The 22734-nt window shown below is 57.0% G+C and carries 12 protein-coding genes; 2 read left to right on the forward strand and 10 right to left on the reverse strand.

Annotated features, from left to right (window positions below):
- Nucleotides 1-17 precede the first annotated feature (17 nt).
- From ACO2Q8_RS13235 to ACO2Q8_RS13265, 7 genes are all read right to left on the reverse strand, one after another.
- Nucleotides 18-1694, reverse strand: a complete 1677-nt coding sequence (locus ACO2Q8_RS13235) for a caspase family protein (RefSeq protein WP_423345297.1) — start codon at nt 1692-1694, stop codon at nt 18-20.
- 75 nt (nt 1695-1769) lie between these two features.
- A complete protein-coding gene (locus tag ACO2Q8_RS13240; protein WP_423345298.1) occupies nt 1770-5117 on the reverse strand; it encodes an NACHT and WD repeat domain-containing protein in 3348 nt (1115 codons plus the stop codon).
- A 2-nt stretch (nt 5118-5119) separates the two neighbouring features.
- Entirely contained in the window at nt 5120-7033 is a 1914-nt protein-coding gene (locus tag ACO2Q8_RS13245) for a CHAT domain-containing protein (protein WP_423345299.1), read from the reverse strand.
- The gene (locus tag ACO2Q8_RS13250; protein ID WP_423345300.1) at nt 7030-9114 is read right to left on the reverse strand and encodes an adenylate/guanylate cyclase domain-containing protein; all 2085 of its coding nucleotides are present in this window, start codon (nt 9112-9114) and stop codon (nt 7030-7032) included. Before ACO2Q8_RS13250 ends, ACO2Q8_RS13245 begins: the two co-directional genes overlap by 4 nt.
- 6 nt (nt 9115-9120) lie before the next feature.
- Nucleotides 9121-11085, reverse strand: coding sequence for a DUF5995 family protein (locus ACO2Q8_RS13255; protein ID WP_423345301.1), 1965 nt, complete (start codon nt 11083-11085; stop codon nt 9121-9123).
- 85 nt (nt 11086-11170) lie between these two features.
- The gene (locus tag ACO2Q8_RS13260; RefSeq protein ID WP_423345302.1) at nt 11171-12001 is read right to left on the reverse strand and encodes a hypothetical protein; all 831 of its coding nucleotides are present in this window, start codon (nt 11999-12001) and stop codon (nt 11171-11173) included.
- A gap of 166 nt (nt 12002-12167) precedes the next feature.
- Entirely contained in the window at nt 12168-15173 is a 3006-nt protein-coding gene (locus ACO2Q8_RS13265; protein WP_423345303.1) for a caspase family protein, read from the reverse strand.
- 216 nt (nt 15174-15389) lie between these two features.
- Between ACO2Q8_RS13265 and ACO2Q8_RS13270 the strand changes: the two genes are divergently transcribed.
- Nucleotides 15390-16931, forward strand: a complete 1542-nt coding sequence (locus tag ACO2Q8_RS13270) for an ATP-binding protein (protein WP_423345304.1) — start codon at nt 15390-15392, stop codon at nt 16929-16931.
- A 199-nt stretch (nt 16932-17130) separates the two neighbouring features.
- Here the strand turns inward: ACO2Q8_RS13270 and ACO2Q8_RS13275 are convergent, their stop codons facing one another.
- The 3 genes from ACO2Q8_RS13275 to ACO2Q8_RS13285 all read right to left on the reverse strand — a co-directional run bounded on the left by ACO2Q8_RS13275 (nt 17131) and on the right by ACO2Q8_RS13285 (nt 21801).
- Entirely contained in the window at nt 17131-18003 is an 873-nt protein-coding gene (locus tag ACO2Q8_RS13275; protein ID WP_423345305.1) for a sugar phosphate isomerase/epimerase family protein, read from the reverse strand.
- 179 nt (nt 18004-18182) lie between these two features.
- Nucleotides 18183-19022, reverse strand: coding sequence for a ThuA domain-containing protein (locus ACO2Q8_RS13280; protein WP_423345306.1), 840 nt, complete (start codon nt 19020-19022; stop codon nt 18183-18185).
- A 4-nt stretch (nt 19023-19026) separates the two neighbouring features.
- On the reverse strand, nt 19027-21801 hold the full coding sequence (locus ACO2Q8_RS13285) for a PQQ-dependent sugar dehydrogenase (protein WP_423345307.1): 2775 nt from the start codon (nt 21799-21801) through the stop codon (nt 19027-19029).
- 89 nt (nt 21802-21890) lie between these two features.
- On the opposite strand from ACO2Q8_RS13285, the gene ACO2Q8_RS13290 reads away from it, so the two are divergent.
- Nucleotides 21891-22667 carry an NUDIX hydrolase gene (locus tag ACO2Q8_RS13290; protein WP_423345308.1) on the forward strand — a complete coding sequence of 259 codons (777 nt, stop codon included), beginning with the start codon at nt 21891-21893 and terminating at the stop codon, nt 22665-22667.
- Nucleotides 22668-22734 lie beyond the last annotated feature (67 nt).

The raw sequence follows: 22734 nt of genomic DNA on the forward strand, positions 1-22734 counted from the left end.
ATCGGGATGCTCCTGAACTAATATTCCAGATCGAACGATTGGGTCGACGGTTTGAACTGAATCCGGTGCATCCGGCCTTTCACCACTTCCAGTTTCTGCCCCGCAAACGAGCTGTTCAGGATTTCCAGAATCGCCACCGGGCCGCTGAACTTGGACGCCAGCGATTTGCGACTCGGCAAGGTGTACGACTCCAGTTTTTTGCCGGTCGGCGAACTGATCCGGAACTGAATCGGCTGGCTGTAGGCGTTGTAAATAACCGCCCCCGCGTCGATCAGGCTGGCGTGCGCGCCCCGCGTCGGGTGCGGATCGGGCTCGTTCAGGTCGACCACCGTCACGTAATCGACTTCCAGGGTATCGCTATCGGTTTTATTCCGGTTGCGGTCCGGCCGACTCACCAGCCGCAGCGGTTCGGGGCTGTCCGGTTTTCGGCGCTTGAACAGAAACTCCCCGTAGTAAGGCGGCAAGCCCTCAATTTCGCCGAACCGGGGGCGTTGCCGGTTTGGCGTGTTGTTATGCACGGGGTATTTCAAACTTTCGTACAACTCACTGCCCGTGATGTAATCCTCGGTGTTATCGCGCAGCCGTTTGGTGAGGTAATTGATAAAAATGCTGCTGTCGGGCACTTCGGCCTGGTGGCTGCTGCTGAACACCTGACGACTCTTTTGATTGTAGACTTCCTCCCAGGTCCGGGCTTCGGTGCTCTGGTCCGTAAAACCGCGCCGGACCATCAGGTTGGAGCCAAAACAGGCATCGACAATCACCAGCAAATGCTGAACCCGCAACGGACGCAGCAAACTGACCAGATCGTCGTTCGACAAAAACGTGGTCAGGTCGCCGTCTTTGGCATCCTGTAAGGCCCAATATCCTTCTTTTGAGGGCGACTGAATGCCGTGACCGGCAAAATAGATCAGCAGGTTATCATCCTTGAACAGCGTGTAGGCCAGCGCCATCAGCGAGTCGCGCAGTTCTTTGCGGGTCGGGTCGATCATCGTCGTGATCGTGCTGAATTCGTACTGCGACCCCAGCACCCCGGACAGCTTCGTGATGTCGATATCCGGGCCTTTCAGCCGCAGCGCCGGGTCGCGGTAGTTGGTAACACCGATCAGCAGGGCGTGGTATTTGGCGGTTTTGAGATCCGGTTTGTAAAGCGTCGGCGACTGAATGCCCAGGTTGTTGATCTTCTTCTTTTTGAGCGAAACCTGCAAATCGACCTGCACCGGCGAACGGTTATTGCTCTTCACATACACATACATCTCCTTCACGTTGGTGTTGTCGAAATACGTGGTGTCACCCTGCTCGCTGACCACGGGGGCCTGTTCTTTGATCAGAAATTTCGCCGTATTGTTCTTCAACTCGCTCAGTTTGGCGCTGAAAACTGTGTAGCCGTTCGTCTTGGTCTGCCCGGCCTGCTCGTTGATGCCGCAGGGCCCGTCGCAAAACTTGAGTTCGACCGTGATGCTCCGGGGATTCACACCCTCTTCCGGTGTTACGATCATTTGCAGCGTATCATCAACGGCAATGTTATTTTGTTCAACGTGAAACGCCACCCCACCAAACGGCATGCTCCGGCCGGTGGCATCCGAAAACGTCGCGGCCCGGATTTTCATTCCCTTGATCGTGATCGGCAGGGGCGGATAATACGTACTGTCCCGTTCCTGCCCAACGGCCTGTAGGCCAAGCGAAACGAGAAGCATGCTACTGAGACAACGGAAAAAAAGGCTCATGGTCGGTAATTGTTCAACAAGCTGCTTGTAAACCATACACGTTTCCTAAAAGTCCAGCAACGAGGTCGTAATCCCGTACGTTGTCTGAACCTGCGATTTAATTTCTGCCCGCTGCTGCGGGGCATACCGGCTTTTCAGCCAGCCGTCGATACGGGCCGGATCGGGCCAGATCATCGCCCGGTCGCGCAGGGCCGTTACCCAAAAACCGCCCCGCTCGGGAACGGCCAGATGATGAACCGGGGCCTTAAAACCGGCGATCGGGTTGCCGTCGGCCGTCCAGATTCCCAGGGTGGTCCCGGCCTGCGTCAGAATGGTTTCCTGGGACGAAAAATACGCATCCCGAACGAATGTCAGATGATCGAGGTGACGAAAAACGCCCGTATCCAACTGCACGAGCAGCACGCGTTTATCCGCGCCACTGAACAACAGCACTCTTTTTCCGTCGGGCGAAAACCGGGCCATTCCGCTCACCGTCAACACCGAATCCCGGCCCGTTTGCCGGTTCCGGACGTGAATCGTTTGATTTTTCTTTTTGTACAAAACCGTACGACCATCCGGCGACAGTTGGGCCACCGGCGACGGAACGGCCAAAACCGGACGCCACGGCCCCCGCCCACCCGAGCGTTGCCACAAGGAACTACTGTCGGTCGTGTTCAATACCACCGACTGCCCATCCGCCGACAACCCGGCCTCTGTAAGCTGTTTGGCCGGAAAATGCGCCAGCCTTCGCCCCTGCCGGTCCCACAAAAAGGCTTCCGTGGCCGTGGCCGTCAGCAGAACGCTGCCATCGGTGGCTGCTCTGACAAGCTGCACGTCGGCGGGGTGCGGGAGCGTGACAAACCGGGGGTCCTGCCGGGGCCAGAGGTAAACGTCGCCCGGTTCGGTGAGACACAACACGGTTTTTCCATCGGGCGAAAACTCCGCCAACTTCACGCCCTGGGGATTTCGGTAGCTATCCACCGGGACGCCCGCCCGGTTCCAGAGCTGGAGCAGTCCTCTGTCGGTATTCGAAAGGGTGAGCATCGTCTGACCGTCCGGCGAAACATCCATCACCCGCACTTCCGAATCGAACGGGAGCATCGTCGGTTTGCTGCCGTCGGGATGGCAAAAATAAGCCTTGCGACCCTCCACCTGAATCACCATCGTTTTTCCATCTTTCGCCAAAACCGGCACATCGACCTGCGGCTCGTCGGGCAAAAAGCGGGTCGGTGTCCGCTGGCCCGGTTGCCAGGTATACACGCCCGATTGATCGTAAAACAGCAGGCGTCGGCCGTCGGGCGTAAACGCAAACCAGTCGATCGGACCGGAGGTCTGCAAGCGGCCCCGTTCTTGTTTCGTTGGCCAATCCCAGAGCCGGAACCGGGTTTGGACCGCATGATCGACGGTCTGTTCCCGCAGCAAAATCGTCCGGTCGTCCGGACCGAATCCACCGACCGACGCGGGCAGCGGGTCCAGCACCTTCCCGTTTCGGTCGCGCAGCAGGGTTCGCTCGTCGCGCATCCGCGTGAGCAGCCGTTGGCCGGAAGGTGAAAATTCGGCCCCGACCACCGACGAATCCTGCGCCAGCCAGAGCGGTTTTTCCCGCAACGGCCAAAGACCGGTTTTTCCATCGGCGGTCCCCAGCACAACCATCTGATCACCAGCGATGTCATAAAACAAAACCGCCCCCCCAACCGGCAAACTGTCGAGGAGCGTCTGCGTCCGGCAATCCCAGCGATAAACCCGGTTTTCGGTGATGAGCAGCAACGTGGTTCCATCGGGCGAAAACCGGGCTTCCTGCACGGGCGAAGGCAACCGGAGCCGGTTTTCGTACGGGCGGCCGTTGTAAAAAGCATTGTACAACGCTCCGGTCGTGAGGTCGTTCGGATTGGTGTCGTGCGCCCAGGCACTCATGATCAGGGCGCTGACGGCATCCATCTTGTCCATTAGAAAAACCACACTCTGGGCGGTCGATTTCTGCCATTGCGACCAGGCCAGCCCCACGGCCATCAGCGCCAGAACCGCCAGCGCCGACACCCCCGCGACGGTCAACCGCAACCGCCGGTTCCGGCGCTGTTGCTGCTCCAGTTCGGCGCGTTGCAGTTTTCGGTGGTATGTCTGACTGATTTCCACATATTTCCAAATCGCGTCGTGGTCGGGGGCGTTGCGGGCCAGTTCAGTTCGGATGGCATCGGGTTTCCAGCGGATTTCGGTGAGTCGGCGCGGGGACAACAGCAGATCGTCGGCATGGCCCTTCTCGGTCCACTCCCGAAAATCGTCCTTTAGCCGCCGGAGAATATCGTTCAACTGCCGCTGCTCGGCCGACCGGCCGCTGTCGATCACTTTCGCCAGGCTGTCGTGCGCCAGTTCGTAGGTATCCTCTTCGCGCCGGAGAATGCGCGACCGTTCCAGGCCATCGACCACATTCTCCAGCAGCGGCAACAGCAAATTGGCGTAAGCGCCCAGCGATGGCAACGTCTGCGACTGGCGGGTTCCTTCGTAGGTTACAAACGCTTCCAGCACCGTCGCGACCGGTTTTTCATCGCCCGCCGAAAACCGGATCGCCAGGGCGGTTTTTTGTTCAGCCAGAAAAAGTTCGAGCACATCGTCGACCCGCCCCACCTGCTCCACCAGCGCGGGCGTGATCGTTACGGCTTCTCCCGGCTGTTCGGGCTGCGCCCGACGCCAGAGCCGATCCAGATACACCTGAAGATACGGCAATTGGAAGGAATGCGACCCGTTCTGGTTGTTCTTCAGAATCGCATCGACCGTTTTCGACTCCTCTTCCACCCGCAGTCCGGCGATCTGCCCCAGCGTGCCGATAATGACCTTGCGCAGGTTGGCGGTATTCATCGGCTCTACACGCAACCGGAAATCGAACAAACCCGGCAGCCGGTCTTCGAGCGGGTAAAGCGGGGCCAGAAAATCTTCCCGGATCACGAGCAGGACTTTGCAGGGCGCGGACGTACGCACCAGGGCCAGCAGAAAAGTGCCAAACCAGGCCTGTTCGTCGTGGTCTCCGCTGATGTACAGTTCTTCCAACTGATCAAAGATCAGGTAAACCGGCCGGAGCAGCCGCCGGGCCAGTTGGGCCACCAGGGCTACGGGATCGGTTTCGTCGGTGGGGGGCAACAAACCGCTCAGCGTCGCCAGTACCGACTCCCGGAGGTCGGTTTTCCGACGAATCAGCAACAGGAAGTAATCCGAAGCCGGGAGGTCTTTGGCCAGTCCGCACTGCACCAGGCTGGTTTTACCCGTTCCCGATTGGCCGTAGACCAGCACCAGCCGACACCGGGCCAGCAGTTCGAGCAGGCGGTTTTGCTCCCGATCCCTCCCGAAAAACCGCTCGGTATCGTCGGCGGTGTAGGCGTCGAGGAATTTAAAAGGGCTGGCGACGGTCGGAGAAACAAGCATCGTTATTGGCCGGGAAAATCAAATAAATCGTCTTCATCGGCCGGAGCCGTCACGGTTTCGACCGGCGCTGCGGTCTGCGAAATAGCCAGCAACTGGTGAATGGCGCTGAACTGGTCCCGCAGTACATCGTAGTCAAACCGGAGTTGGTCGTCGGTGGTTTCCAATCCTAATTTATCGTCGTGCAAATCGTCGTTCATCTTGATTTTCAACAACTTCAACTTCGGCGAAGCTACCCGTTTAAACCACAGTTCGCCCGCCCGGAACGAATGAAAACTGTACAGATCAAACACACTGTTGTCGCTCCGGCAATAAGCATTCTGGTCGATGATCAGGGGAGCAATGTTCAGAAAACCGCCCGGAACCGGCTCTTCCACCGAACGATCGTCAATCAGCCGACGCTGAATTTTGACCAGCAAAACCGACTGGCATTCCCAGAGATCTTTCAGCCGGTCTTCCTGAAATCGCCCCCGGTTGCTGCCTTCGTACACTTCCCGCAGCACCACTTTCTGGTGCCGGTATTCGGGGGAGCGGTGGAAAAACCGCACCACCTGAATGGTTTTGAAGGATTCAAGCCGGTAATTGGCCCAGAAACCGAGCTGGCTGCAAAACGCCACGAGATGGGCTTCACCCCGCTGGCAAAGACTGCCGATATGGCCCAGGCCGTCGCCCGCGTCCAGTTGTTTTCGCAGTCCGTGAAAAAAAACAATACTTTGCAGAAAGGCATCCTGTTCGTCGATTAAACGGGCCAGGTCGCGAATTTCCGGGATAAACAACTCCTTCTGCCCGGGCGCGACGAAGCGGTACAAGGTCTTCAGGGTAGCCACCAGACGTTCGGGCGGCAGGTCGGACCAGCCTTCGGTGAGCAGTGGTCGTAACAGTTCGGCCTCGCCCTCGGGCAGGGGATTCGGGTCGTTTTCCGACAACCGGAGCAGCGGCCCCGCCAGCACCTGCGCCAGCAGCGTACTGACGAGCAGATCGACCACCGATTCGTACAGGTTGACGTACTGGGTTAGCCGCTCGACCGTCGCCGGAATCGGAATCCATTTCCCGTCTTTCCCGATGGCGGGGGCCAGAATCCGGCGCAACGGCTCGAAAACCGGGTACGGCAGCCTCGACTGAATCTCGCTGTTGAGCCACAAAATCTGGTCTTCTTCCGGCATTTTCAGCTTTCGCTGGAGCTGATACAAAGCCGTCAGCGTGGGGTCATACTGCCGCAGCGCCTTGAACAGTTCGAGCCGTAGCGTAAAATTGGGCGTGTATTGCGGCTGTCCCTCCGGCACCGTGACCGGCCATTCCCAGCCAGCCGCTTCCTCGTCCGGCGCGTAGAAATACCACTGGTTGCGGGTAACGGGTTTGGTCAGCCGGATACTGCCCCGGTCGATGCTTTCGATGGCAATCGGTTCGGCCAGGGCGAGCGTTTTCCGGGCCGAATCCAGGGCTTGTTTGATCGATTTCTGGTAGATGAGCAACGCTTCGTAAAACGCCAGCGAAAATGTTTTGGCAGCCCGGTCCTCCACCGGCGTCTGGGTCGCGATGATGCAGCCCCGAACGTTGTGCTCAACGAGTAAGCGAATATGGTCGAAGGTGGAGCAGCCATTCAGAAAAATCAGGGCCAGATTGGGGCAACCGGCCAGCAAACCGGCCAGCCCTTCGCCCCGGGCCGTGGTGTCTTCCAGTTCGAGAATGGTGCTTCCGGCGTGGCCGCTGAAGTGAAAAATCATCAGCGACGGCTGGTTATTCAGGATTTTCTGCGCTACCGCACCGGTCGTCGCATACGACAACCGCTCCTTCACCACAACCCCATCTTTGCTGCGCATATCCAGCAGCCGGTCGATGCCCTCGTCTTCTTCCTGCAACACCCGGAGCCGACGGCTGGGATCGTCATCGTTGGCAAAGCACAGTAAAATGGTATTCATAGCGTTGCTTTCGTCAATTCATGGGCTTGCCCGACCGTGTTTTCGGCCGCTTCCGGCAGGCTTTCTTCCGCAAAATACATATCCAGTTCCTCTTTATTCTTGACCGGCACCTTGCCCCGGTACGTACACCGGAAGCGGTTTTTGACCAGTTGGTAGGTGGTTTCGGAAATATTGACCTTATCGACTTCGCCGTGCTGCTCCATCCGGGCGGCAATGTTGACGGTGTCGCCCCAAATATCATAGACGAATTTTCGGACACCCACGATGCCAGCGACGACCGGCCCGGAATGAATGCCGATCCGAAAATCGAAAACCGGCTGGCCGTTGCGCTGGCGTTCGAGTCGGCTCTGTTGCAGGAATGCCCGGATGTCGAGGGCCGCCCGCACCACTTCCTGCGCGTTGTCGGGGTAGGCCACGGGCAGTCCACCCGCGCACAGGTAGGCATCGCCGATGGTTTTGATTTTCTCGATCCGGTAACTATTCAGGAGGGTGTCGATGGATTGGAAGTAAAAATCCAGTTCGCTCACGAGTTGCTCGGGCGAGAGCTGCTCCCCGGCTTTCGAGAAGTTTTTGATGTCCATAAATAATACGGTCACCGGGTCGAACCGGCGCGGAACCGAATGCCCGCTCAGCTTCAGTTCCTCCACGATCGGTTCGGGCAGAATGTTGAGCAGCAGGTCTTCGGAGCGTTGTTTTTCCTGTTCGAGTTCGTGGGTGCGCTGCCGGACGCGTTCTTCGAGTTCGCTATTCTGTTCGCGCACCAACCGTTCATTTTCCACCAGCAGTTCAATTCGCTCCCGAACGGCTTTCTCGCGTTCGAGTTTCAGCAGGTTGACGCGGTAGGTGAGCGCAATCGTGAACAGGATGATTTCGACCCCGACGCCGAGGTGCATGCTTTCATAGGTCCAGAACCGGTGGGGAAGTTGGCCGGACGTGTACAGCAGAAAAATAGAAATGGCGACGTAAAACGCCAGATTCCCCAGCACGTAAAGAAGGGCCGGTTTGAAGTTTCTCCGGTAAACAACAATGCCTGCGGTGACGCTAAACACCCCTTCCAGCAGGGCCACCACCGGCACGATATCGCTGTTCCGTCCGAAGGGTTGCCCCAGCACGGCGACGATGGTGTTCAGAATGATCCCGACGGCATAGAACCCCAGCACACCCAGCCCAATTTTATAAAAAACCGGGGCCAGTCGGCGCAATTTCAGGAAAGACAGCGTAAAGAGGACGTGCAGCATGCCGGTCATGCCAGCCAGCGCCGTCGCGTAGTGTTCGGCAACGGGGTTGGCAGGCCAGAAGGCTTCGTTGGTATGGCCCCGAAACAGCGCCAGTTGCAGCCCGATAAACAGCACCCAGAGCGCATACCGCAGGTTATTGGCTTCGCGCAGCCGGAAAAACAACAACAGATTGTATACAAAAATGATCAGGATAAACCCGTAGTACAAGCCGTAAAACAGGTCGGTATGGTGCTGGCGTTCCAGCAGTTTGGGAGCCGCAAGGCAGAAAATCGGCAAACGCTTCGTATAGACGCCTTCGACATACACATAGACCGTGTGAGCCTCACCCCGGGCCACCGTCAGCGGACAGAACGGGTTGCTTTTCCGGAACGGGTAGGCGGTTTCCGACCGCAGCATTCCGAGTTGATGCGTCGCCAGGACCCGGTTTTTGTCAGTTTCAAAAACCGTTAGCCGTTCGGCCCCCAGGACGATAAATTGCAGAAACAGCGGTTCGGTAGTTTCGTTCTGAATCTGAAAAGTGTACCAATAGCCGAAGCGGTGGTTGTACGGTTCGATCAACCGGCTGTCGGTGGGCGAAAACCGGTAGCGCTCCGGCTCGTTCAGGAGTTGCTGAATCGACACACTCCCGGCGGGCACCTGCCTCATCCGGCTGACGGACCAGACGTCGTAGACCTGCGCGGGGTCCTGAATGCGAATGGGAGCTGCCGGGGCAGTCTGGACCAGAAAAAAAAGCAGCAAAAACCGGGTCAGACGAGCAACGAGGTCATTCCGCACCGGGCGGGCTGTGGAGGACGGCCGGTTTGCCATCGGGCGGGAGGGGCAAAACAGAGGAGCTGGTTTCATCGTCGTTCAGGAAACCGTGGGCATCAGAGCCGAGCGCAGCATCACATCGACCTTGTGGGCCGTGGTGCCAAATTCTTTCCGGGCAATGTATCGCAACGGCAAATGCAGCAACCAGGGCGGCCGGATAATTTTGCGCCCCAGCGCAGCCGACGCCGTTTCGAGTTCGGCCCGCAGTCTTTCTCTTTCGGTTTCGGTGATGGCCTTAGCCAGTTCGATACTTTTCTGCCAGGCCAGCGTGCGCCCCCGTTTCATGTACGCCTTTTCGGCATTTTTAAGCTGTTCATCCAGATACGTCACCACCAGCCCGAACGGGCGGTAAATCCGGGCGATGTTGTCGTTCATCTGATCGTACATATCGTCGAACAACTGATTCATCCGGTCGTAATCGTTCCGGAAGCGGTGAATTTCGTCACCCGGAAACAGGTCCGTGACCACCAGGCTGAGGTCGTACGTGATGTGGGCGTTGGCGGCTGCAAAAATATGCTGGTTGGTCGTGATCATCTGGCGGGCCGCATCGAACGAAACCTGCCAGGGCGCCGAGGCCGGTTCGTCGTCGAAGTAGTGATTCAGGGCTTCGAAATACCGGTTGCCAAACCGCACATCGACCTCCTCCATCTTTGCATTATTCTCGAAAAGACCCATCCGGATGCCATCGGCCACGCGCTGAGTGACCATCCGGTACACCGCCGTAAACAGGCCGATGGGGTTGTTCTGTGCCCGGAAATGCCGTAACACGTTGTCGAGGTAAAAAATCACTTCGTCGATGCGTTGAACGGTCGGAATCCGAAACTCCGGTTTGCTGGCCTGCCAGGTGTCGGTCAGGGCCGAGGGGAGGTAAAACTGTTCGTTCTTGCTGCCATTATGGTAATCGAGCACCATTTCGATCATTGTACTGCTGAAAGCGCGGCCCAAAGCGGCCACCAGCACGCTCCGCTCCGAAACGCTTCGAAACCGCTTGTCGAGCCATTGCATGGCATTCAGCGCGAAGGAGTCGTCTTCGGCATCTTCCCGCCGGACCTGGAGCATGTCGGCATAGGGATCGCCGATGAAAAACCGGACCAGCACATGCGCCACTTCCCGGAATGGTCCGAACGATAACCGACTATCCATCAAATCGATACAGGCATCGGTTAGCTCCGTTCCTTCCACCGACGGACCCGCCTGTTGCTTCAGGATCGCATCCATGAGCATCCGGCATTCGTCGGCATCCTCCGAGTTCAGGTCGTCATCAACGCCGATCAGGTGGCCCACCACCCGCCAAAGGTGAAAGTAAGCATCGCTTTCCTCGGGCGTCAGTTCAATGTCCAGTTGCTTCAAGCCATCGACAATGACCACGTTGAACGACAGCAACGTGCCGACCAAATCCTCCTGATTAATCGGGACTCCGTAGGTTTCCAGATCCCAGCCGCGTTCCTGGGCGTGAAACCGGATGGCCGCGTGCATCAGCCGCACTTTCTGGATCGACAGAATCGCGTCGCCATTGTGTTCAAAACTGTTGGGTTGCAGAATGTTGACCACAAACTGGGCGGTTTCCATCAACCGGCGCGTAAACGAATCCAGCGACCCGTCGTGGACGCGCAGCCGCCCCGTCCGGTAGAGCACCTTCGCACCCCGCCAGCAGGTGTAACAGAGCGGCAGGGATTTGCAAAGCAGAATCATCAGGATTTGGGGGCCGTACTGCCGGAACACATCGGCGGCAATCATGAGCTTGTACGGTTTTGCCCAGGTCGGCAATTTGCGGGTTGCCACAAAATACTCCTCCACCACGGTTTTCACGTCCATTGGCAGGGCATCGAACGCCGGGTTCGGGAAGTCCCGGTTTCGGACCAGCATCTGAAAAATCTGGTCGATTTCGCCTTTCTGGTTCCGGTCGAGCAGCGTCTGGATGACAGCATCGGCCGGAGGGTCGCCGACCCGGCGTTTTTGCCACAGAAAGTCATCGGTCCAGGCGGCTGCAAGTGGGGACGTCATATACGGTGGAGAGAGAAGTGACTCATTGTTACCGAAATATAAGGAAAAGTTAAGAATAACCGTTCCCGCTTACACCATCGGACAGCTACACCGCATCGGCCTCGTCCCAGGTCAGTAAACCAGGTTCGTATTCATCTTCATCCAGTTCGACATACGGTTTGCTCTCGGGCGGAGCGCCAGCGCCCCGAACTTCCACCGCTTCCCGCAATTGAATCAGTCCCGTAGCCGGATCGACGTGTAACCGAACACACGAAAACGCAAAGGTCAGGTATTCTTCACCTTCGAACGAAAGCGACGATTTGTCGCCCGTCACCCGTTTCAGGCTGGTCTGGGCTTTCGCCAGGTACTCGCTCCAGGCTGGCAGTCCGGCTTCCAGGCTTACCTCGCTGCCCGACTCATTGTTGATGCCGATCAGGTTGCTGACAATCACATCCGACACCAGCAGCATTTCGTAGGCATCGTCCCCGAAGAAAAGCCCGACGGAAGGGTGTTTCAGGTTGATCCGCTGCCCGATGAGCGCCGAGCCCAGCGAGTTCAGATCGGCGTACCGGCGCTTCACATTCCGGAAACTGAACGATAGGGTTTTCACCCCTTTCAGAGTAGCCTGCACCGGTGCCGAATCGGCTTTCAGGCCCTGCAAAAAGCCCTGAAGCAACTGCAAACCGATTTCTGCATCCACCTTGCGGGTCCGCTCCAGGGCCGCCGACGAAACCGGATCTTCGTTCAGCGCGAACGACCAGTCGTTGTTTTTAAGCAGAAATTTCAGTTCCCCACGAAACTGGATGGCATCCTTCCGTCGGGCTACCACTACCAGCGGTTTTACCCGCGCTTCCGGAACCCGGAGGGGCGTCGCGCCAAACGTCTCCCGCAGCCACTGCGTGGTATCATTCTTACACAATCGAAAACGAAAGCCCATAGGGAGTTAAGAATTAAGAGTTATGAGTTATTTGGGAAGCTGGTTGAGTGGATACTTCCGTTAATGTTAAATGTAAAACGCTAAATGCTGAATGTAAAAGTGAAGTAGCCGGAATTAGCAGCGCCAACCGCCGGGCGGCCCCGTCTTAACTCATCACTCTTAATTCTTAACTCATCTCGTCTATTCGTTCGAAAAACCGGGATGCGACGCTGAGAAACCCTTTGTCGTTGGGGTGGATTTCGTCGTACCAATTGTCTTCCAGCCGCTCGGTGCGCCGGACGGTGCCGCGCAGGTCGAGGTACGAAGCCTGCTTGAATTCGCCAGCAACGGCCGCCAGGCGTTCGTTGAAAGCGTCGATGATGTACCGGATCAGGGCTTCGCGGTCGGCCTGGGCGCTCATGCCCCGCTCGATCATGTACCGGCCCAGCCAACTGCTTTTCTTCGGATAGAGCGCCGTATCGATCGGGATAATGTAGTCGTACCCGTGTACAATGACTTTCACGTCCGGGTAGCCCAGTTCGACCAGCCGGAACAACCGGCGGTAATGCTCCTGGAGTTTGTCCAGCGCCGGGATCAGGTTGTCGTTCAGGTGACGTTCCGGAAACGGCAGCGAGTCGTCGGGCTGGTCGCGCAGGTAATCGCGGAACTGCTCGCCCAGGATATCGTTCCCACCACCGCTCAAGAGCAGGAAAGCCGGTTTTTGCTGGGCCAGTAGTTCCAGAAAAGCCGGTTTTTTGAGGTAATTCGCCAGCAAATCACCCGCCGACGCGATGCTGTAAACATTGTGGACCCCGGACAGGTAATCGATAATGTCCTTGACCAAAAACGGATACTGAAACCACGAATCGCCCTCGGCCACGATCCGAAGCCGGTCGGGATACTGAAACAGGTTTTCTTTGTACTGCCGGAGTCGCATCCGGTTGGCAATGGGGTTCACGACGGCCAGTTTGACATCCATCCAAAGCCCCTTTTGGCCGGGCTGTTCGATCACCTGAATGTCGGGCTTTACCGCAAGCTGCGACTGCCAGGCGTTGCCCGGTGCCGTTTCGTAATACAGCCCGAGCGTACAATCGGCCAGCACATCGGCGGCCAGCGAACCCGGTTCATCACCCCGTCCTGGTTGAAGTCGGGCCTGTAATTCGTAAGCCGCCACCTGGTTATGGAGCGGGTTGATGATCCGAACATCCAATCGCTGCGTCCACCATTTCGGGAACACCTGCGGAGGGCGAATCGAACCGGCCCGCACCGTCGAATCGGTTTCTTCCGTGCTTAAATCCGGGAGGGTGGGCGGACTGGGCAGCGCGTCCAGCGTCAGAAAGGCCAGCGTCGTTTCTGACAGTGGGTCGGCCGTCAGGATAAACTGGTAGTGCTCGGTTGCCCCGGGCCAGTTGTATTGCCGGATCACTTCTTCCAGAAAGAACGACACGGTTTCGTCCCGCTTGTTGAGGTTGTACGGGTCGGGCTGGCCAAGCACCAGCGTCTCACCCGGCAACAGTTTTTGGTTGGTTTCCAAAAACGACGTATTTGACATAAAATCCCGCGAGAGGTACAAAACCGTGCAGTACAGCGGCTGCCGGGTCGGATTGTGCAGCCGGATGACGGCCGAGGCACTCCATTCTCCGGCGGTTTTTTGCAGCGTAATCGGGATGGGTTCCGCGCCCGGCTGCGTCAACCGGACGGGCGTTCCGTGGGTAGGAATCACCTCGATTGGCAAAAAAGGCGGCTGGGCCTCCGTATTCCGGAGTTCTTTCAGGTAGTGCCAGCGGGCCAGGTGCTGCAAGGTTCCGGCGAGTTGTGTCAGGGCCGTTTCTTCACCGGCCACAATCGGCTGAACCAGGGGCCGGTACGGGTCAAGCGGGCGGGTCAGGTAATAAAGCCCGTTGCGCATCCACAGGGCAAAATCGGCCTCCGATTCCTGCTCCTCCGGGACAAAAACCGCCCCCGCTTTTTCGGACAGGGCCGCTAACAGGGCCACCGCTCCGGCTGCGTCGCTGTTGACGGCAAGGTAGAGCCGAACCGGACGGGTTAGCAAACCGCTGACCGTGGCCCGATACACCCGATCCCGGTTGAGCCGCATCCGCAGCGCATCCGGCAGGTCCAGAATCGTGTAATCCGGCCCGATCAGGCTGATACCCACCTCGTTGGCCTGCCCGGTTTCGGGATCGACCACCTGGATGGTTCCGGTGGTTTGGCCCACGCCGTGAATCGCGCCGACGTCCATCTGCCAGCCTTCTTTGCTATTGCGGGTCACTTCCACCACCTGCGCGTCAACCGTGCCCGGGCGGTTCAGGAAAAGCGTTTGGAGGCTTTGGCCGTTCGCGCTCCCGGCCGCATAGATGCGGGGGCGCTGCTGGTAGCCGAAGCGCATGTACTGACGAACCCGGTTGTGCAGCGTTCCGTAGGAAATCAGCCCCCCGCTCGTCCGCAAAACATTCAGTAGGTTTTTGGTAAAAATACCTTCCGAACCTACTTCCACTGCCGATTCGTCGGATTCGCAGGCGGCTAGCTGAAGGTGTGCATCCTGGGGCAAAACCGCGTCGATCCCCTTGATTTTCAGGTCATTTTCTGTAATGGAATCGCTGAACAGAAAACCGCTCCAGGGCCGAAGCGGGGCCAGGGCGCTCAGGCGTCGTTCGCGCACTTCGACTGAGCCCAGCGAGGCTTTCAGCCAGGAGAAATTCCGGGTGTTGTCACCGGAATGGCAGCAATCAAAAATGGTCACGATATGCGCTCCGGTTTGAGTCAGTTCGTGTATCAGATACCGGAGTTCTTTGTCGGCCAGCAAGTAGTCCCAGGGCTGCTCCCCTGCCCCATCGTAACAGACCAGGCATTCCAGGCGTCCGTCGGTTTCGGCGGCCCAGCGTTCGCGGTCGGCTTCTTCCTGGGTGCCGTGTCCGGAAAAATAAAACAGGATCGTATCTCCGGCCGTGGCTTGCCGCAAATGCGTCCGAAAAGCATCGATCAGGGCGGTTTTGGTTGCTTCTTCATTGCACAGCCTCCGCACGTTGAGTTGAAAGTCCGGCTGATCGCGCAGATACCGCTCCACCGCCTGCACATCCGCTACCGGGCCGCTCAGCGCGGGGGCCTGCCGATACTGATTGATTCCGACTAACAACGTATACAAACGAAGGGAGGAAGGAGCCGGGTCGGGCGTCGTAGAGAGGTCTGCCATCATATGTTATCAGTGGGCTTAGGGCCGTGTTAAGATAGAGGATTTGCGTGAACTCCCTGTCAGCCAGCGTCTACTTTTATGCAAACGGCATTTCGGGGACCGACCAGGCAGGGATTTCCACCGGAAAATCCCCGTAATCTGCTTCAATAGCGGTTTGGCTCCTAACAAATAGGTTAGTACGTCGGTTATAGATGCTATCATATATCCACGACAGAGATGCCGCCTACATTTACAGACTATGCCGAGCATTTTCCTCTTTTTTACCAGATCGTATCGGATAGCCAGACCGGTGTTGTGGTTTTTGAAGCCATACAGAATGAAGCAGAAGAACTGGTCGATTTTCGGTTTGCGTACATCAACCCGGCCGGTGCGGCCTATTTGGGAAAAAAACCGGAGCAATTACTGGGTCAACGTTATCTGGCGTTTTTCTCCGAAGCCCACAGCAGTGGCCTGTTCGACGCCTATTGCCAAGTGTTGAAAACCGGCGAGCCGCTCCGGTTGCCGGAAGTTTACTACAATGCCGACGGTATCAATGGCTGGTTTGATCTGCGAATCAGCAAGTTTGACCATGCGGTGGTGGTCAGCTATTCCAACATTACCGCTCAAAAGCAAACCCAACTGGCACTTGAAGCCCAGGCGCTGCAACTCCGAACGACCCTCGATGCATCGATCAGCAGCATTTTTTACATGACCGCGATTCGGAATGAACAGGGTCGCATCATCGACTTTCTGATGGTCATGTCCAACAAAGCCGTGCTGCGCAGCAACAACATGACCCCGGAGCAGGTGGAAGGCAGGCAGTTGCTGAAAGTTTTTCCGGGGAATGTCGATAACGGTTTTTTCGACCTCTATGTACGTGTGACCGAAACCGGCCAGCCCGAAAGCAATATTAGTTATTACCGGGACGACCTGGGGCTGGAAGGCTGGTTTGAGGTGTCGGCCGTCAAGCAGGACGATGGTGTCGTGGTGACGTTTATGAACATCACCGACCAGAAACGGACTGAAAACGAGTTGCAGCAGAAAAACGCCGAACTCCAGCGCTCAAACCAGAGTCTGCAAACGTTCGCCTACATCGCCAGCCACGATTTACAGGCTCCGCTGCGGAAACTCCAGGCGTTCAACAGCGTACTGACGCATCAATTCGGAGCCGATCTAAAACCGGAAGCCAAAGACATTCTGGACCGCATGAACGTGGCCACGGCCCGCATGTCGAGCCTGATTCACGATTTATTGCTGTATTCGCGGGTGACGACCCAGCCGCACAGCCTTACCCGGATTTCGCTCATCGAGGTGGTGGCCGATGTGGTCAGCGATCTGGACCCGATTATCCTGGAAACCGGCACTTCCATGCAGATTGATCCGTTGCCCGAAGTAACCGGCAACGCGGTGGAGCTGGGGCAACTGTTTCAGAATTTGCTGGGCAATGCCCTGAAGTTTCGACGGCCGGGTGTACCGCCGGTGGTGTCCGTCACGCACTCGCTGGTCGTGGGGCCGGAACTGCCCGAGGTTCTGAAACCCAAACAGACCCCGGCACGTTTTCACCGCATTCGGGTAGCCGACAACGGCATCGGTTTTCAGGCCAAAGACCGCGACCGTATTTTTCAGATGTTCCAGCGTTTACACCATAAAAACGAGTTTGAGGGAACCGGGATTGGCCTGGCGATCTGTCAGCGGGTGGCCGAAAACCACGGCGGCACCATCATTGCGGAGGGCCGACCGAACGAAGGGGCGGTTTTTGACGTGTACCTGCCTGTCTGATCGAATTCTTTTTCAGATTTTTTTTTGGACAGAAAGTAGTAAATGAACGGCTTTCGCTTTTGGAGATACGAGTTCGGTCCAGGGAATCATTTTGACGACCGAGGCCTACACTCACCGGATTATTGTCCACCTACCAATCTCTGTTAGCAAGCGCCCGGACCCTCCGTCCGGGCTTTTTCTATGGTAACGCGTTCAAGACTCAGCCCCACTTGGCCTGCCGGATGTGGTCGATACTGATTTTGATGCTCTCCAGCGGGGGGCGTTTGCAGACATCCTGCTCCACGAAGTAGTGCGTCAACCCGGCTTTTTTAGCTTGCTTAAACAAGGCACCAAAGTCGATTGAGCCCGTGCCGACTTCGGCGAATTCTTTCTCCGGGGTTTTCGCCATGTCTTTGACATGCCAGAGCGGGAACCGGCCCGGATACTGGGCAAAGTAGTCAGTGGGCTGTTCCCCGGCTTTCACCATCCAGTACAGGTCGGCTTCCATCTGCACGCTGGTGTTTTTCAGGAGCAGGTCGTACGGTTTTTGCCCGTCGACGCGCTCGGTAAACTCAAAATCATGGTTGTGGTAGCCCAGGATCAACCCAGCTTTTTTGGCCGTTTCCTGACCTTTACCCAACAGGTCCACCAGTTGCTTGTAATCCTCCGGTTTGCGTTCATTGGGCATCAGAAAGGCGATGATGATGTATTTCTGGCCCACGGCGGCTGCATCGTCGACCACACGCTGCCAGTTGCGGGTCAGGCCGTCTGTTGCCCCAAACTGGTTCGAGCGCGCCGTGAGCGTGTGCCCGCTCACGGCCGACAAACCGTTGTCTTTCAAAATCTTGCTGTATTCGGTTGCGGTTTTCCCGAAAAACTTGCCATCGTTGTACCCAAAGTTCTCGACTTCTTTGTAGCCCAGTTTGGCTACGTCGGCGAGTATTTTTTCAATGCCTTGTTTCTGAATATCGTCCCGGAGCGTGTAGAGTTGCAGGCCCACGGTTTTGGCTTTGGCGCTGGCCAGCGTGTTGAGCGACAGCAGCGAAAGCGCACTGAGGCCGAGGGAGGTTCCGAGAAATTCTCTGCGTTTCATCATCTTGTATGGTATTCTAAAAGGTTGCTTTTGTTGGTTGCTGGATGAACTGGATAACTGGATACTGGATAACTAGAACTTCGTTGTCGCGAGCGACAATGAAGACTTTTCGGTGAAATATCTACATGATCCCTTACGCTCTGATCCAGCATCAGCTATCCAGCATCTCCTGTCTGCCTTCAAAACTGCCCCGCCCATTCAATACCGGCCACGATATGCGGCATGGCGTTGGGGTCGGTAAAGGTTTCGGGGGTGTGCCCCAGGCCAGTGTAAAAAATCCGCCCTTTTCCCACGGTGTTTGTCCAGGAAATCGGGTGATCGCCCTCCATCGCTTTCGGCCATTTGGCGACGTAGGACTGCTCATTTAACGTCAGCAGCACCTGAATGCGGTTTTTGCCCCGGACGCTCTGCTTAAAATTGTACCATTCGTCGGTTTTTCCCCAGCGGGCGGGCAGATGCCGGGTCGTCGGGTGCGCGGGCGCATCGGTCCGGATCTCGGCTTCGGGCGTATGGTCCGGGTACAGCGTGTGGTCGCGGAAATGCGTGCCAAGCATCTGATCGTACCATTGCCAGTTGTATTCCGTATCCGAAGCCGAGTGAATGCCGACGTAGCCCCCGCCGTTTTCGATAAACCGTTCAAACGCCTGCTCCTGCTCCGGTGTCAGCACATCGCCCGTCGTCGACAGAAAAACGACGACTTTGAACCGCTTCAGATACTCGTCGTTGAAAAAGGCTCCGTTTTCAGTAGCCCGGACATCCCAACCCCGCGCTTGGCCGGTTTTCTGCAAAGCCGCCAGACCCGGTTCGATGGACTCGTGCCGAAACCCGTTCGTCTTGGAAAAAATCAAAACGCCTTTGGCCCCAATTGCTCCCGGGTCGGCCGGACGCTCGGTTTCGAAGACCGGTTTTTGCCACGGCAAACTGCGCGTGAGCGAAAGGGCGTATAAAAAACCGGCCCCCGCCAGCAGCAACACGGTGACAATCAACCCCAGTACGATTTTGACCAGTTTTCGGAGCATGGCGTTACGGGATAAATTGTACCGTCACCGGCACAAATAACGTGTTTTTGGGCGTTTTTTCGTTTTTAAACACAAAATACAGATCGTGTAGCCCGGTGGTCGGCGTCAGCGCAGTTTTGACCATCTGCGGCTGAAACATCGCGGCTCCCGATTGTTCTTTTCCAGGAACGATCTCATCGGTTTTGCCAACCAGTTGGCCCGTCGGCGAATCCAGCCGGACTTCGATGCGCCCGCCCACCGGACTGATCTGCGAGGGCATTGCCACCGCAAACAGCAGTTCCCGGATGCTGGTCAGGTCAAGCTGATTGAATTTGACGTACGTATCCGACGCCTGAACGATGGTCATTGGGTACGGCTGTGGGCCCATTTTGAACAGCATGATGTTTTTAGACTGGCTATCGCTCGACCCCAGCGCGACCGTCGGGTTGCGCAGCGCCAGCACCTCCTCGGTCGTTTGCGCCGGAATGCCGTTCGCACCTTTGTCCTTATACGACGCCCGTATCACCAGCTTGCCTTTGGCGTTCGGATCGATGGCGTAAGTTCCCTGAAGCGGTAGGCTCGGCGCAGCGGTTTTGGCGTCAGCCAGCGTCAGAATGTATTTCACCATTTCGCCCGCGTCGGCTGGGCTCAGTTGCGGGTGGGCCGTCATGATGGCGTCGCCCCAGACGCCCCCGCCCCCTTTGATGATCTTGTTCGACAGACTCGCCACGGCGTTGGCATCGCCTTTGTAGTGTTTAGCGACCTCAACAAAAGCCGGTCCGACCGACTTTTTATCCGTAAAATGACAGGCTTTGCAGTCGCTTTTGTCCATGAGCGATTTACCCACGCCCAGGTAAGCCGCTTCGCTGAACTGGTGTCCGGCCTGGGCCGGAGCGGTTTCGTCTTCGTAACCGGCCCACACCAGCACCTGACTAGCCAAAATGCGGCCGTTCGCCAGGCTACCATCTTCTTTGTCGCTCACAGTCACCTGGTACGCGATGGGCTGGTCGGGAAAGTAAAAGCTGCGGTTACCTTTCATCGACAGACTCACCTGCGGGGGCTGATTGCCCGCCAGAATCTCCATCTCGCGAGTTTCCTTCGAGCCTTTCGTGTCCGTAACGGTCAAAACCGCTTTATACCGACCCGGTTTCTGAAACGTGTACGTCGGGTTCGGGGCGCGCAGGGTCACAGGCTGCCCGCCGGTTTTCGGACCAATCTTCCATTCATAAGTCAGCTTGTCGCCGTCGGCATCCTGCGTTCCGGCCGACGACAGCCGAACGGTCAGCGGCACGGCCCCGGCTTTCTGGTCGGCGGTCAGTTGCACCACCGGTTTGCGGTTGCCGCCGTTGTATTCGATCCGCACCAGCCGCGAATCGTCGTTCTGCGTAAACCAGCCTGTGCCGTATTCCAGCACGTACAGATCGCCGTTCGGCCCAAACGCCATGTCGATGGGGTGGCTAAATGGCATATCGGGCAAAAACCGCTCTAACTGACTCATGTTGCCCTGTTGATCGAACGAAACCGTCAGAATCATGTCGCGCATCCATTCAAAAAGGAACAGTTTGCCGTTGTAGTAATCCGGGAAAGCGCGTTTGGCGTTCGGGAAATCGGCTTTGTAATACACCGGTCCGGCCATTGCGCTGCGTCCCCCGCTGCCCATGATCGGAAAATGCTGGCTTTCGGAAGCCGGGTACGAGATCATGGCAGGCTGGGCCGGGGGCAATTCGCGCAAACCCGTGTTGTTCGGCGACTCGTTGATGGGGTGCGCCGGGTCGAAAATCGCGCCGGATTGGTTGGTGGCAAAATCGACATTGTAATAGGCTTTGTTGGCGCCCACGAAATACGGCCAGCCGAAGAAACCCGGTTTTTTGGCCTGGTTGTATTCGTCCTCGGCGGTCGGGCCGACGTTCACAGAATCCACCCCAGCATCCGGCCCCACGTCGCCCCAGTAGACATACCCCGTCCGCTTGTCGACCGAAATCCGGTAGGGATTTCGGTGACCCATCGTGTAGATTTCGGGGCGGGTTTTGGTGCGGTCCGACGGGTCGGTTCCTTTCGGGAACAAATTGCCGTTCGGGATGGTGTAGGTGCCGTCAGCTTCGGGATGAATGCGCAGGATTTTGCCCCGCAGGTCGTTGGTATTGCCCGACGATTTCTGGGCATCCCAGGGGCCGCGACCGGGCCGCTCGTCGATGGGTGCGTAGAGCGTCGCGCGCGGACTGGTGTTGTCGCCGGTCGAGAGGTACAGGTTACCGTCGCGGTCCCAGTCGATGGAGCCGCCCGTGTGGCAGCACTGTTCGCGCTGCACCGGCACGTCGAGCAGGATTTTTTTCGACGCCAGCACCAGCTCTTCGCCCCGCAGTTCGTAGCGGGTCAGGATGTTGCGCGACGCTCCGGGATCGGAGTAGAACAGGTAAATCCAGTGGTTTTGGCTAAAATTGGGGTCCAGGTTCAGGCCCAGCAGCCCATCTTCGGCTTCGGTTTCGGTGCCCTCCTTATCTTTGTACTTCGTGCTAACCGGAATCGTCGCAATGGTTTTCAATTGCTTCGTGACCGGACTGTACAACCGGACGGCCCCGTGCCGCTCGATGAACAGCACCCGCTCATCGGGCAGGATGGCCATTTCCATCGGTTCGTTCAGTTTTTCGGCCAGAACTACTTTCGTGAAGCGGTTCGTTTCGGGCACCTCCGCCGACGACTGCCCCAAAGGCCGGGCCGAATACGACCACAGCCCAATGGCCCCGGCCAGTAAGCCAACGCCCAACCCAGCAGTTTTTACCGGAAGTAGATTCTTTTTCATCATAGAATTGTGTATTTTCAACACAATAATACAAGATTTCAAGTTATTGTGTACACATTACACACTACAAATAAGTAAAATAAATCCGTATGAAGTCCAGTACTAGCCAGGAAATACAGCTAAAATGGAATGCCGACGCGTTTGTGCCCCGCGTCTCGATTGATCTGGTCATCTTCGGCTTTCACGACGGGCAGTTGAAGGTGCTGCTGCTACGCTGGAAAAACGGGGAAGACTGGATGCTCCCGAGCGGTTTTATTCTCCACGAAGAAGATATGGAAAATGCCGCTCACCGCAGCCTGCAACAACGGACGGGCCTGCAGTCGGTTTTTTTGCAACAGTTTCACACCTTCGGCGAAGCCGACCGCTTCAAACACTTCAGCAAACAGGAAACCATGCGCCGACTCGGTTTTCCGGGCGATACCGACGAACCGCTTTTTCGGCGGCATGTGTCGGTGGGCTATTACGCGCTGGTGGAGTTTGCGGAGGTGGTGCCTACGCCGGATGAACTGACGGACGAATGCCGCTGGTGGGATGTCGAGGAAGTGCCGCCGTTGCTGTTCGACCACAACGACATGATTCGACTGGCGCTCAAAGTGTTGCGTCGACAGTTGAGCTACCAACCAATCGGCTATAATCTGTTGCCCGAAAAATTCACGATGCCCGAGTTGCAGCGGCTGTACGAAACCATCCTGGGCCAGCCCCTCGACCGCCGGAATTTTCAGAAGCAAATGCTGGGCTACGGTATTCTGGAGCGGCTGGAAGAACGCAAAACCGGGGGTGCGCACAAAGCACCGTATCTTTACCGGTTTGATAAGGAAAAATACGAACAAGCCCTGGATGATGGCATGAGTACCCACGGACTTTAGTCCGTGTGACCCAGTGTACCATTAAGTTGATACCAACTACTAGATCATAAAAGCTCACACGGGCTAA

Origin of the sequence: Larkinella sp. VNQ87 (genome assembly GCF_049445795.1) — a bacterium.
Lineage (GTDB): Bacteria > Bacteroidota > Bacteroidia > Cytophagales > Spirosomataceae > Larkinella.

Bases quoted from the DNA above. Each gene is read 5' to 3' on its own strand.
- ACO2Q8_RS13235 (WP_423345297.1), bottom strand. From the start codon at position 1,694: ATGCTTCTCGTTTCGCTTGGCCTACAGGCCGTTGGGCAGGAACGGGAC.
- ACO2Q8_RS13240 (WP_423345298.1), bottom strand. From the start codon at position 5,117: ATGCTTGTTTCTCCGACCGTCGCCAGCCCTTTTAAATTCCTCGACGCC.
- ACO2Q8_RS13245 (WP_423345299.1), bottom strand. From the start codon at position 7,033: ATGAATACCATTTTACTGTGCTTTGCCAACGATGACGATCCCAGCCGT.
- ACO2Q8_RS13250 (WP_423345300.1), bottom strand. From the start codon at position 9,114: ATGAAACCAGCTCCTCTGTTTTGCCCCTCCCGCCCGATGGCAAACCGG.
- ACO2Q8_RS13255 (WP_423345301.1), bottom strand. From the start codon at position 11,085: ATGACGTCCCCACTTGCAGCCGCCTGGACCGATGACTTTCTGTGGCAA.
- ACO2Q8_RS13260 (WP_423345302.1), bottom strand. From the start codon at position 12,001: ATGGGCTTTCGTTTTCGATTGTGTAAGAATGATACCACGCAGTGGCTG.
- ACO2Q8_RS13265 (WP_423345303.1), bottom strand. From the start codon at position 15,173: ATGGCAGACCTCTCTACGACGCCCGACCCGGCTCCTTCCTCCCTTCGT.
- ACO2Q8_RS13270 (WP_423345304.1), top strand. From the start codon at position 15,390: ATGCCGCCTACATTTACAGACTATGCCGAGCATTTTCCTCTTTTTTAC.
- ACO2Q8_RS13275 (WP_423345305.1), bottom strand. From the start codon at position 18,003: ATGAAACGCAGAGAATTTCTCGGAACCTCCCTCGGCCTCAGTGCGCTT.
- ACO2Q8_RS13280 (WP_423345306.1), bottom strand. From the start codon at position 19,022: ATGCTCCGAAAACTGGTCAAAATCGTACTGGGGTTGATTGTCACCGTG.
- ACO2Q8_RS13285 (WP_423345307.1), bottom strand. From the start codon at position 21,801: ATGAAAAAGAATCTACTTCCGGTAAAAACTGCTGGGTTGGGCGTTGGC.
- ACO2Q8_RS13290 (WP_423345308.1), top strand. From the start codon at position 21,891: ATGAAGTCCAGTACTAGCCAGGAAATACAGCTAAAATGGAATGCCGAC.